At 37.0% G+C, this 13,276-nt stretch carries 8 protein-coding genes; 6 read left to right on the forward strand and 2 right to left on the reverse strand.

The features are described from left to right. The first annotated feature begins 270 nt into the window (after positions 1-270). Positions 271-975: a TetR/AcrR family transcriptional regulator gene (locus tag PZE06_RS24135; RefSeq protein WP_151026175.1), complete on the forward strand. Its 705-nt coding sequence runs from the start codon at positions 271-273 to the stop codon at positions 973-975. A gap of 250 nt (positions 976-1,225) precedes the next feature. On the opposite strand, the gene PZE06_RS24140 is transcribed toward PZE06_RS24135, so the two are convergent. Both PZE06_RS24140 and PZE06_RS24145 read right to left on the reverse strand, forming a co-directional pair. Next, positions 1,226-2,233: an FUSC family protein gene (locus PZE06_RS24140; RefSeq protein ID WP_151026176.1), complete on the reverse strand. Its 1,008-nt coding sequence runs from the start codon at positions 2,231-2,233 to the stop codon at positions 1,226-1,228. A gap of 55 nt (positions 2,234-2,288) precedes the next feature. Next, a complete protein-coding gene (locus PZE06_RS24145; protein WP_151026177.1) occupies positions 2,289-3,155 on the reverse strand; it encodes a metal-dependent hydrolase in 867 nt (288 codons plus the stop codon). A gap of 301 nt (positions 3,156-3,456) precedes the next feature. On the opposite strand from PZE06_RS24145, the gene PZE06_RS24150 reads away from it, so the two are divergent. The 5 genes from PZE06_RS24150 to PZE06_RS24170 all read left to right on the forward strand — a co-directional run bounded on the left by PZE06_RS24150 (position 3,457) and on the right by PZE06_RS24170 (position 13,096). Beyond that, entirely contained in the window at positions 3,457-5,037 is a 1,581-nt protein-coding gene (locus PZE06_RS24150) for a peptide chain release factor 3 (protein ID WP_151026182.1), read from the forward strand. Positions 5,038-5,658: 621 nt separating this feature from the next. Beyond that, positions 5,659-7,038, forward strand: coding sequence for a Na+/H+ antiporter NhaC (gene nhaC / locus PZE06_RS24155; protein ID WP_151026178.1), 1,380 nt, complete (start codon positions 5,659-5,661; stop codon positions 7,036-7,038). Positions 7,039-7,479: 441 nt separating this feature from the next. Beyond that, the gene (locus PZE06_RS24160; protein ID WP_151026179.1) at positions 7,480-10,773 is read left to right on the forward strand and encodes an efflux RND transporter permease subunit; all 3,294 of its coding nucleotides are present in this window, start codon (positions 7,480-7,482) and stop codon (positions 10,771-10,773) included. A 524-nt stretch (positions 10,774-11,297) separates the two neighbouring features. Further along, complete coding sequence (sigI, locus tag PZE06_RS24165) at positions 11,298-12,050, forward strand: RNA polymerase sigma factor SigI (RefSeq protein WP_225310809.1); 753 nt, start codon at positions 11,298-11,300, stop codon at positions 12,048-12,050. Continuing rightward, entirely contained in the window at positions 12,047-13,096 is a 1,050-nt protein-coding gene (locus PZE06_RS24170) for an anti-sigma factor domain-containing protein (RefSeq protein WP_151026181.1), read from the forward strand. The genes sigI and PZE06_RS24170 overlap by 4 nt, the downstream gene beginning before the upstream one ends. The last annotated feature ends 180 nt before the right edge of the window (positions 13,097-13,276 follow it).

Below are 13,276 nucleotides of genomic sequence, written 5' to 3' on the forward strand. Positions count from 1 at the left end.
CTGTAGTTGAAAATGTTATTTTACTCATGTTGTCCCCTAGTTCCTATTTAGTAAGTTTAAGTATATAAAAAAATACCTATAGATAAAACACTCTTTTTCAAGTGTCCTAACTATAGGTACCATAATATTCCACCTTCTTTTTCCTGCTTTCAACAGTGTTCGTGTTGTGCAATTATTGCTTTGATTGGCTAATAGGAATATCATTAAATTTAACTTCAAGTTTTATAATCTGCAAGAGCTATAGGTATTTAGTTTGTTGGAGGAGATTGAATGGCACCGGTAGTTTCAGAAGAATACAAAAGAAAAAAGAAGAGAGAAATTTTGGACAGTGCACTACATTGTTTTGCGAAAAAGGGTTTTCAAACAGCGACGATTGATGATATCGTAGCTCACTCTAAAATAAGTAAAGGAGCTATTTACAATTATTTCAAGAGTAAAGAGGAAATTTATTTGGCATTAATGAATGAAGAAACAGAGGCAATGAATCGCCTACTTAGTGAAAAGATATCGACTTTTCAAACTGCCCTGGAAAAAATGCAATACTTATTTGATTTATACCGAAATGGCAATCCGTATCACGCTGCACGTTTTGATTCAGTTGTCGTCCATTATGAGTTTAGATTATTTGCTTTAAGAGATGTAAAGCTTCAACAGCATCTAAAAGAACGTAGCAATACCTTCTTTATCGAAATTGTGACAAATATTCTTGAAGAAGGGAAGAAAACGGGTGAGTTTAAAAGTTATCTACATACGGAAGTAGCCGTAAATCTATTTTGGGCATTGATTGATGGAGCGATTTTACAAGCGGTTGCAAATAAGGAGTTTCCTTATGAAGAGGTAATTGAACAGAGTAAGTGGATGTACCTTCATCAAATTCTTTCTAATCCGCCTGTGCCATCTCAAGTAGAGAATCGGATGGGGGAGCTAGAAAAGACGGAGCTTTTTATGGATCGAATCTTTTTAAGCCTACTCTAAATTTGCAGTGATCTTTGCAAGGAAAGTGATGATCTTCGTTCATAAAGTTCCTCGGAAAAACTGGTTCTCGAAAGGAATTCGAGAGCCAAAATGGCTAACTGGCGAAGAGTGTTAAAAATTCCACATTCCAAGAGGTTAACATAGAATTAGAACGATGTGGGCAAGTAAAAGCGCTCAATTCCCGCTTTTAAAGGGTGCGTAAAGTTTTTCGCACCCTAAAATGTGGCGAGTTCTAGGAGTAAGTGCTCTTTTATTTTTTCATTAACTCGATTTTCAGAAGTTTTTCCACTAGCTCGTTTAAAGCCAGTACCTCATATAATATCATTGTTTCTGCTGTGAAATGGCCGGGTTTTATCGGTGTGTTTTTTAATTCCCAAAAATATTGCAAAAGATTAGCAATCAATGCGTCATGATTCCGCGCTTTGTCATTGCTCCTGTCAGCTAACATTAAAGCAAGGGAATCAACAACAGCTATTATCTCTTTACTGTTCTTAAGGTGGTTCCTCTTGTTATTTATTGGAGCATGAATGATATTGCCAAGATGAAAGAGGATTTGTCTTATGACTAATAATCTTTTATGTTCATAATGAACCTTTTGCATTTCTTTTTCGCTGTGTTTATGATATTTCCATTCCTGCCGTTGGAAATGACAGAATTGTTCCGCCTTTTCCAGATCCTTAAACACACGTTGAAAGAGATCGAGCGTGCCTTTTTTCTTTTTTCCTTTTACAACATCAGCAAAAACCATTTTGAGCAGCGTAGCACTGTTCGTTAACAATGCGGAAGTAGAATCAATGATAATTTTTCCAAAGTGCGGCGGTAAAATTAATAAATTAACAATGGTTGAAATCGCTAGACCGATTGATGTTGTTCCCAATCTTACAAGAAAGCTATCAAAAAATTGAGCATCAGTAAATGGGATCATATTGACAGCGGTCAATGTGGCAACGAGTATTCCTGCGTCAAGCTTTAGTTTATGACATGTGAAAATCGTCAGCATGGCTGAAATGGCGTAAGTGACGGCGGAATTTCCGAACCATGCGGTGAAAAGCATGGAATAGGCAGCTCCAATTACTGATGCAGGAAAGCGAACAATTCCTTTTTTGATTGAATCTGAAGCAGTCGGTTCTATTGTTACAATGGCCGTTATAACAGCAAATATCGCAGGCCATTCAAGTGCTAAGCAGATCAATGCTGTCAAAAAGACGGCAATCCCTGTTTTTAAAATTCGTCCACCAGAAAACTTCGAGAATAACATTTGGAAACTCCTTATTTGAGACAACAATGATGTATTGGATTATCTTATTCCAGTATTATCTCATTTCCAAGTACTCAAACAAAAAGGACTGGCCATTTCGATAAAAACGCGGATCATAAACGCCGATCCGTTCCTCATCTTCTACAATAACAACGAATGGAGCCCATTCAACGAGTGTTTTTGCTTCTGGTTTTTCATCAAAAAGCTCTTCTAAATTTGCGTCTTCGGATGATGTTAATGTATAGAGCAGTTCCTTTTCCTTGAAAAGATTATCGTGATAAAGCTTCACCTCGTCCTCTGTTTTTGTAATGACAGTAAAATTCCAAGGAACAAAATCTGCTGATAAGGCAATTTGTTCATATTCCGCTTGATAATTTTTATAAATGAGGGCCCCTTGTGTTGTCTGTATAACAAGATGGAGAACAATAAGCCCCCAAGCAGCTCGAAAATAAAATGGAGAACGCTCTTTATTCTTTCGAGATAATAAAAAAGCGACTGCTAAAATGACCCAGAAAACGAGATCGACTATTGGAATGGTTCCAAAGGTAATTCTTATTGAGGAAAAAGGTTCTAAGTATCCCGTTCCCCAAGCATTAAAAAGATCGCTTGTATTATGGATAAATACAGCTAATAAACCAAGGAAAAAAAGTCGTTTATCTTTCACCTTAAATAGTAAAATGGCTAAAAGGTAAAATAAAAGTGCCCAAATGGGCGTTAAGAAGATGGAATGGGTAATGCCCCTATGCCACATTTGATATAAGCCGCCTGTATCCCAAAGTTGCGATATGACATCAATGTCAGGAATCAAACTTGCTCCAACAGCAGTTGTTAAATAGGCCTTCTTTGTTTTAGAATCAAATTTTGATTTATCAATCGTTCCGTACAATGCTAGTCCAAATAATGTGTGTGTCACTGAATCCATTTGCTCACCTTCTTGATTATGATTTGTACTTATTATATTGGATTAGGGCTATGTAAAAAAGCAACTATTTGATATAATATATCGTTGCAGATGAATACAATAATATGAATGATTGTTTTATAATATTGGCTATGTTAAACAATAAGGGTAATAACTTGTTTTTGGCTAATTTCGTGCAATAGCTGAAATATTGGAATCATATGCTTTCATTGAATTTGAGTGAAAGAAAGCCAAATATCAGATTTATACAAGATAAAGCGAAAATATTACATGCTGTTTGATGGAAAGGACACAATTACTTATGGCTAAAGATTTTAAAGAAGATGTTTTATCCCGTCGGACCTTTGCGATCATCTCTCACCCAGATGCAGGGAAAACGACGTTAACTGAAAAGCTTTTATTATTTGGAGGTGCCATTCGTGATGCTGGTACCGTTAAAGGAAAGAAAACAGGAAAGTTTGCAACAAGTGATTGGATGGAGATCGAAAAGCAGCGGGGAATCTCTGTCACTTCCAGTGTGATGCAGTTCGAGTATCAAAATCGTCGCGTCAACATATTAGATACACCAGGGCACCAAGATTTCAGCGAAGACACGTATCGTACATTAACGGCTGTTGACAGTGCCGTTATGATTATCGATTCGGCCAAAGGAATTGAGGAACAGACGCTAAAGCTTTTTAAGGTTTGTCGCATGCGCGGAATCCCTATTTTTACTTTTATTAATAAGCTTGATCGGGAAGGACGAGTGCCGCTTGAACTTCTTGCGGAGCTTGAGGAAGTAATGGGGATCGAGTCATACCCGATGAATTGGCCAATCGGTATGGGAAAAGAATTCCTTGGAATTTATGATCGCTTTTACAATCGTATTGAACAATTTCGCGTGGATGAGGAGAAAAGATACGTTACTCTGAATGACAATGGTGAAATTGAAGGACCTCACCCGCTTAAAGATTCAGGATTATATGAACAAACACTTGAAGAAATAATGCTTTTGAATGAAGCTGGGAATGAGTTTTCCCGAGAAAAGATAGAGACTGGGGAACTGACTCCTGTGTTTTTCGGGAGTGCTCTCACAAATTTCGGTGTGCAAACTTTCTTAGAAACTTATTTACAATTTGCCCCATCGCCTCAAGCAAGAAATTCAACAGAAGGCAAAATCGATCCATTAACGGAGGAATTTTCCGGATTTATTTTTAAGATACAAGCAAATATGAATCCAGCACATAGGGATAGAATTGCTTTCCTAAGAATTTGTTCAGGAAAATTTGAGCGAGGAATGACGGTTAATATCCCGAGATTAGGAAAGCAAATGAAGCTTGCCCAATCTACGCAATTTATGGCTGATGACAGAAGTACGGTTGATGAAGCAGTTAGTGGTGATATCATCGGATTATACGATTCGGGAACTTATCAAATTGGTGATACGTTAACAGTTGGAAAAAACCAATTTCAGTATGAAAAACTGCCGCAGTTTACACCAGAACTATTTGTAAGAGTGACTGCTAAAAACGTCATGAAACAGAAGCATTTTCATAAAGGAATTGAACAGCTTGTGCAGGAAGGCGCTATTCAGTTATTCCGAAATGTACGGACAGAAGAATACTTACTAGGTGCAGTTGGACAGCTTCAATTTGAGGTATTTGAGCACCGTATGAAAAATGAATATAATGTTGAAGTGATCATGGAACGATTAGGGTCAAAAATCACCCGTTGGGTGGAAAATGACGAGGTTAGTGAAAGTTTATCTGCTGCTAGAAGCATTCTTGTTAATGACCGCTATGGAAAAAAAGCTTTCCTATTCGAAAATGATTTTGCGTTAAGGTGGTTCCAAGATAAAAATCCCGAGATTAAACTTTATAATCCTATGGATGATTATCAATAACACCACCTATATTGAAAACGATAGCTTCAAGCAAAAATGTGTTTTATAGATGGAAAGAGTGCTTCTTAACCCTGTTCAACTCATCAACAAGGAGAACGAGGTAGCGCAGTTTTTGTCACCATTTTGTGTTTTAACGTGACAAATGACCTCGGATCCTTTTGTAGAACTTCTGAAACGACTCTTCTATAGGGTCGTTTTTTTGGATCTGGGTAGAGTCTTAAGTTTGTAAACGGGATGATAGGACTGTAAGGAGAAAACGAAGCAAGAGTAAAGTCCGAATAAGGCTTCTATTAGACTGGAAGGAAGAATTGCAAAGTTAGTAAATTCCGAATCGAGTGATGATTAGACCGGAAGACGAGAAAAAGAAGCCGAGCAGTTTTTCTGTTCAAATAGAATAGTAATTCGATGTTAATTTGTTCAATCATACAGGAACTTAAGTACAACTTAAGCATTACACTGAAAGAAGGGGTAAAAAAAGAATAATTTAATCCAATTGAACGAATGTGATCATTGACAAGGATAAAGAAAAAACATATATTAAAATAGTAATATATACTTTAGTGCTAAAAAGCGTTTAAGTGCGAAAATGAACTTTCTAGTGAATTTGGAGGATAAAAATAAATGAATCAGGGAAAGCCGATTATACAATTAAAAACGCTAGAAGCGTTCATTATTATCGTCATGATTTTAGGGGGAATAAGCGTTTCGATCATTCGCTATGGAGCGGTTCCCCATATCCCGATTGTTCTCGCACTATTTCTTTTGCTGTTTTTTGGAATTGTGAAAAAGGTACCGCTGAAAGAATTAGAAAATGGCATGATAGAAGGAGCAAAATCAGGACTTGGAGCTGTTATGCTTTTTTTCTTTATTGGCATGCTTATCAGTAGCTGGATGGTGAGTGGGACAATTCCCACTTTCATCTTTTTCGCTTTAGAATTAGTCAATGGAAATTTTTTTTACAGTGTTGTCTTTATTGTGACAGCGGTTATTGGAATAAGTATCGGCAGCTCCTTAACTACAGCAGCAACACTTGGGGTGGCATTTATTGGCGTAAGCAGTGCGTTGGAGCTATCATTACCGATTACTGCTGGAGCGGTAATCTCTGGTGCATTTTTCGGTGACAAAATGTCACCGTTGTCTGATACTACTAATCTGGCTTCAATGGTAGTTAAGGTAGACTTATTTGAGCATATTAAAAATATGCTGTGGACAACGATTCCCGCTTTTGTCATATCATTGGTGTTATTTACAATTCTATCCCCGCAAGAAATGACGGTTAGTTTTGAAAAAATAATAAGTTTAAAAGAAACATTGCAGCACCTTAATCTTGTTCACTATTATTCTCTCCTGCCGTTTTTACTTCTTGCTTTTTTAGCGATCAAACGGGTATCAGCAATGATTACCTTATCATCTGGAATTGTTTCTTCTTTGCTTCTTGCTTTTTTGATACAGAAAGATTTGAAATTTAAAGGAATGCTGGAGCTGTTGTTTTCAGGCTATCGTATTGAAAGTGGAGTTGAAGAAATTGATCGATTATTAGGTAGAGGCGGGATTGAAAGCATGTTTTTCTCGATTTCACTGGTGCTTCTTGCTTTAGCATTGGGGGGCCTCTTGTTTAAGTTAGGCGTTATCCCAGCTTTATTAAATGGGATGTCCAAGCTCCTTTACAAAATCCCAGCTCTTTATGCTACAACAGTGACGACAGCGATTGGAACAAATTTATTAGTCGGTGAACAATACTTATCGATTTTATTAACTGGAAATACGTTCGAAAAACCATTTAAGGCTGCTGGTTTACACTTGAAAAATTTATCAAGAGTGCTGGAAGACGCTGGAACGGTCATTAATCCACTCGTTCCATGGGGAGTTTGTGGAATCTTTTTAACAACTGTTCTTGAGGTGCCAACAATAGAATATTTACCTTTTACTTTCTTTTGCTTGCTTTGTCCTGTGATTACCCTATTCTACGGGTTTACAGGGTTAACAATTGTAAGGAAGTAATCTGAAAACAGCCAATTTGTGATGCGAGAGCCAAGATCACACAATCGGCTGTTTTTTTATGGTAATTGATTTTGCTCGTTGTCGATTATGCCCTGCAACTCGTTCGCAAGGATCCAAGGCTTAACAAGCATCAGTTCCTCTCATCTCTATGAGAATTCAATTGGTGCCCTCAGGCGAGAAGTTTTTGCTATCGCAAGCATATTTTATTTTATTATTTGCATGCAATAAGTGCGAAGGAGGCTTTTTTCGAACTTTTTGTAGGAGAGGTCTCGCGTTTTTTATTCTGACGTGAGGCAGCTAGTACCACAGTATTGGGGGTTGCATAGCTTTCTCTTTGCTTGCATCAAAAAAATGACTTCTATATAGTAAGAAGTAGCTTTTGTCCTTATTCATAGATTGTTCTTATCATATTTAGTTTTGATCACGAGAGGGGTTTTGTCATTGAAAATTAGTAATTTCTCGATTAAACGTCCAGTTTTTACACTTGTAACAATGCTTCTAGTCATTATTCTTGGAGCCGTTTCATTATTGAATATTCCATTGAAACTGATTCCTGATATTAATCCTCCAATTGGTGTTGTTGTCACTTCTTATGAAGGCGCCAGCCCAGAGGAGGTAATGGAGAAGGTAACGAAACCCCTTGAAAGTACATTAGCAACACTTCCTGGGTTAAAGACGATGACGTCTACATCACAGGAAGGGGCAAATTTAATTTTGATGGAATTTTCGTGGACTTCTAATATTGATGACGTTCAAAGCGACGTTATCGAAAGATTGGACCGCGCTGTTCTTCCAGATGATGTTGGAAAACCTCGATTTATGAAGTTTGATCCGTCGCAGCTTCCGGTTATACAACTTTCACTTAGCTCAGATACAGATCAAGAAAGTTTGCGAGAATTGGCAGACCAGCTGCAATTAGAGCTTTCAAAAGTTGAAGGAGTAGCAAGTGTAAACCTTTCTGGTACAACGATTAAAGAGGTTAGGGTGGAATTAGATCAGGACAAATTGAAGGAGCATGGCTTAAGTCAGGCGGATATCGTCGAAGTAATCCGCTCTAATGATATTTCGATGCCAGGAGACACGATCCTAACAGAAGGGAAAGAATTAACAACTAGAATTATCAGTTCTATAAATTCAGTTGACACGTTAAAGAACCTTACCGTGACAGCGAATCCGCAAAATGGCGAGAAAGTCGCTCTTTCTCAAGTAAGTAGCGTTGAAATTGTGAACGCAGATGATCGCACGATAACAAGAACGAATGAGAAGCCTTCCGTTTTGTTAAGTGTTATGCAGCAATCGGACGCCAATACGGCGGCTGTTTCGAAAAGCTTTACAGAAGAGTTAGATAAGCTCCTTGAAAGGGAAAAGTTTGAAAGTATTGATTCGGATATTCTCTTTGACCAAGGTGATTATATTCAATTGGCGATCAATAATATAACGACGACATTGATTATGGGTGGCATTTTAGCCATGATTGTACTGTTTTTCTTTTTGCGGAGTGTTAAAAGTCCGCTAATAATTGGAGTCGCGATTCCTTACTCCGTTATTGTCACATTTGTACTGATGTATTTTTCCAATTTCACCTTGAATATTCTGACTTTAGGTGGTCTTGCATTAGGAATCGGAATGCTTGTGGACAATGCGATTGTTGTAATCGAAAATATATACCGCCATTTATCGATGGGTAAAGAGCCGAAAGAAGCAGCAAGAGATGGGGCAAAGGAAGTCGGTCCAGCGATTATTGCTTCTACTTTAACGACGATATCAGTATTTTTACCAGTCATTTTTATCACAGGGATTATCGGTGAATTGTTTACAGAATTTGCTTTGACAATATCATTTAGTTTATTTGCCTCATTAGTTGTTGCGTTAACGGTTGTTCCGATGTTGGCAAGCAGATGGCTAAAAGAGCCAAAATATAATGTTGAAGAAAAAAGGCAGCACTCAGCTTCTATGAAATGGTTGGAAAAGTCGATAAAATGGTCATTGCGTCATCGTGCTGTCGTTTTGCTTGTCGTCTTGCTTCTTTTAGGAGTTGGCGGCTACGGCTTAACAACGGTAGGAACACAGTTTATTCCAAGTACGGACGAAGGGTATTTCACGGTTCGAGTTGAATTAGATAATGGAGCAGCATTAACTGAAACCGAAAAAGTGATCGATGCAATCGAAGGAAAATTCGTTGCTCATGATGAGATTGAGACCTACGTCAGTTTAATTGGAACTACACAAGAAGGGGCATTTAGAGGAACTAAAAATGCTAATATTGCAGAACTTTATGTAAAAATGAAGGATTTAGAAGAGCGCGAGATTTCGACTTTTGATTTTGTAGATGAGATCAAAAGAGATGTAGAAAGAACAGCACATTCGATCCATGATACAGCGGAGATATCCTTCAATCTCCAATCTTCCACTGGATCTAGTCCAAATACGCTGACCTTCAGTGTAAGAGACTTAGATGAAGGGCGCTTGAATGAGTCGGTTAAGCGTATTTATGAAGCTCTTGCAGGGCTGGATGATGTAACTGAGCTAACTACAGATCTAATGGAGGAACTCGAAGAAATTAAGCTGACTGTTGACCGTGAGAAAGCTTTTGATGAAGGCTTGCTCCCTGCTCAAATTGCCATGATTGTCAATGATGTGACACGGGGAAGCCAAGCCACGCAAATGGTTGATGAATCAGGAAATATTTATGGTGTCTTTGTTGAATATGATCCAGAAATTACTCAGGATTTAGAGCAACTAGAAGGTCTTTTAATCAAAAAGCCAGATGGTCAATATATTACGCTGGATCAGGTTGTCACGATTGAAAGAGGAAAAGGACCGGTTCATATTCAAAGAATCAACCAACAAAATGCTGTCCAGTTTACGGTAAAATATAAAAATACGACAAATTTAGGAGATATGTCCAAAGAGGTTGATAAGAAAATCGCTGATCTTGATTTAGGTGAAGAAACAGAAATTGTATACAGCGGTGACCGAGATTTATTAGAATCAACAATGGATGATTTAATTATGGCACTTGCTTTAGCGATTGTATTAATTTACATCGTCATGGCTGCACAGTTTGAGTCATTAAAATATCCTTTAGTTATCTTGTTTACAGTACCATTAATGGTCATTGGTGTTGCCATCGCTTTGACATTAACAAGAACTCCGATTGGATTAACAGCGATGATCGGTATTATCGTGCTTGCTGGAATTGTTGTCAATAATGCCATCGTGATCGTTGATTATATAAATCAGAAGAAGGAAAGCGGGTTAAAAACATATGACGCCATCATCATCGCTGTAAAAGATCGGGTAAGGCCGATATTGATGACGGCAGTGACAACGATATTAGGGTTAATTCCACTGGCAATCGGAATTGGTGAGGGTGCTGAAATTATGCAGCCGATGGGAATTGCAGTTATCGGTGGACTGATTAGCAGTACTTTGCTGACCTTATTTATTATCCCGATTGTTTATAGCTTTTTCGATAAGGAAACAAGAAGATTAAATAAAATGTATGCTACGCCTGAAGGACACTTAATTCCAGCATATTTGTTAGAAGAAAGAGTTGAAAAGGAAGAGGAAGAAGAACTAGCAGAAAGGGAAGAACAGTATCCGAGTACAGAAACGGGAAAATATAGCAAAGCGGATATGGCCTCAATGCTGGAAGAACTCTTAAAGCTCGTTCATGAAAGCGACAAGGATGAACGAAAGAATGAAAAAAATGATCAAGAGAAGGAGCGTTAATAGCGCTGATATTATGAATCCAAGGTGATTGAAAGTAGTTAAGCAAACTTTAGCAAACTTGCTCTAACTCCTTAAAAATAGACAATCATTGAAGCAACTTCTAAGATCTGAGTCTGGTGCTGTGCTCCGACTCGGATCTATTTATTTTAGCTGGGAAAAGCTGAGCCAGTGCTTGCTCCAATTTTACAATTGTCGTCTTGCATCAATCTAAGGCTTAAAAAGGAAAGACCTCCACATTCTCTATAGCGACTGTTTTGAAAAGCATTAACAACAAAATAACACTGACATATACAAAACCTACAGAAAATTAACCCCCATAAATATGAATAGACTTTCCGTATCTTTATATTAACAGTGGCCACTCAAATTTTAGAGGGGGAAAACGAAAATTCATAGAATTAATTTTTGCTAAAAAGCCAACAATGATAAATCTCTTACCCTTCAATCAAAGAAAGAATTTCCAAATTCTTACCCTTAAAAAAAAGATCGCCATAGCGTAATATATTATATGTGATCTAAGAGGGGTGAGACTGTTGTTTGGCTTAATATTCATGACAAAAAAGAAAAAGCAATCACTAGAAGAAATTGTACAATCCATACAGCAGGGTGATCATACTTTAGAAAATGAATTGATCGAAACATATAAACCCTTTATTGCAAAATCAGTGTCATCTATTTGTAAGCGATATATTACAGAAACGGATGATGAATTTAGTATTGGACTAATAGCATTTAGTGAAGCAGTCCAAAAATATGACCCTTCTAAAGGGAGTTCACTTTTGAGCTTTGCTGATATCTTAATTAAGAGAAAAGTGATTGATTATATTCGCTCACAGGCAAAATATAAAAATATAAGTATTGAGATAAATGATGAACATGAAGAAGATAGTCAGCATTCATCGATAGAGGCTCAACTATCTATCGATGAATTCCATAGAAAAACAGAGTCAGAGTATCGAAAAAGTGAAATTATTCAGTTTGCAGGGATCTTACAACAATACAATCTCTCTTTTGATGAGCTTGTTAAAAATTCACCAAAGCATGCTGATGCTAGAAAAAATGCCATGAAAGTGGCGCAAACGCTAGTAGAACAAGAAGAACTAAAACAATATTTACTTGAAAAAAAGAAATTGCCGATTAAACAACTTGAAGAAACAGTAAAGGTAAGCAGAAAAACAATTGAAAGAAACCGTAAATACATCATGGCCATTTCCTTAATATTGCTCGGCGATTATTTATATTTAAGAGATTATATAAAAGGGGTGTTGGAAACGTGAAAACGGGTATTATTATGGAAAAAGACGGACGTTTTTTAACATTGCTAACCCCTGATGGTGAATTTTTAAAAGTTTCAAGCGATGGAACGCATCATGATATAGGTGAGGAAATCCCGATCCCTGCTCTTGACACATATAAAAGCTCACCTTTTGTTTTTTGGCAAATGTTAAAAGGAAAATCTGTTGTAGCACTGGCAATTGCTTGTTTATTTTTGCTCTTTGCCTTTCTTCCGTTAAATCATGATCAAGTGTATGCGTATATGAGCATTGATGTGAATCCAAGTATTGAGCTCGGCTTTAATAAAAATTTAAAGGTTATTGAACTGATTCCATATAATGAAGAAGGCAAGGAGATAATCGAAGAACTGGGAGACTGGAAGCTTAAAGGTATTCATGAGGTGACGGACAGTATTTTAAATACTATTAAAAGCAAAGGCTATTTAAAAAAAGAGCAGGAGATTGTCATTAGTACTGTTCATATTGGTGAATCGAAACAAGAGGCAGATCGAGAAATTGACAAAACCATTAGTGATTTAGAAAAATCGATTTCAGAAGACGAAGCTAGAGTCACTTCCTATGAGGCTACTGCTAAAGAACGGGATCAAGCGCTTGAAAATGGTGTTACGCCAGGTAAATTAATTTCAGAGCAGAAGAAATCGACGACAAAAGAGAGCGATCAAAACAAGAAACCGAAAAAAGAGTTTAAAAAAGAGCTAAAACTAAATCCACCCAGCTCAAAAGCTCCGACAAGCAATGAAGAGGCAATTGAAAGAACAAAAAGACAAAAAGTGATAAATAAAGAAACAAAAAAACAAAATGAGAATAGTTATAAGCAAATTAAGGAAAAACAAAAGGAAAAAGGGAATTCTGCTAATAATAGACTGTACAAAGATCATAGTAAGAATGAAAAGAGCAAGCTGCAAAAAAATAATCAACATCATCAGAAAAAGGACAGTAAAAATCAACACAAAAATAATCATAAAAAGAACCATAATCAGAAAAACAACAATAAAAAACAATTTAACAATGACAGGCACCACCGCTGAATGAAAAAATGAGTCCGACAAAATATTGTCGGACTAATTTCCATCTTATATGAGAGGGGAGTGTAATATTAACTGTGTAAGTGAGGAATGCGTACGATTCCTTACTCACACAGTTTTTTATTTGATAGAATCATAAGTATAAAGCTAAAGGAGTGATTTCGGTGGGGAAATTGAAAAGAG

This window comes from Robertmurraya sp. DFI.2.37 (assembly GCF_029211245.1).
Classification (GTDB): Bacteria; Bacillota; Bacilli; order Bacillales; family Cytobacillaceae; genus Robertmurraya; species Robertmurraya methanolica_A.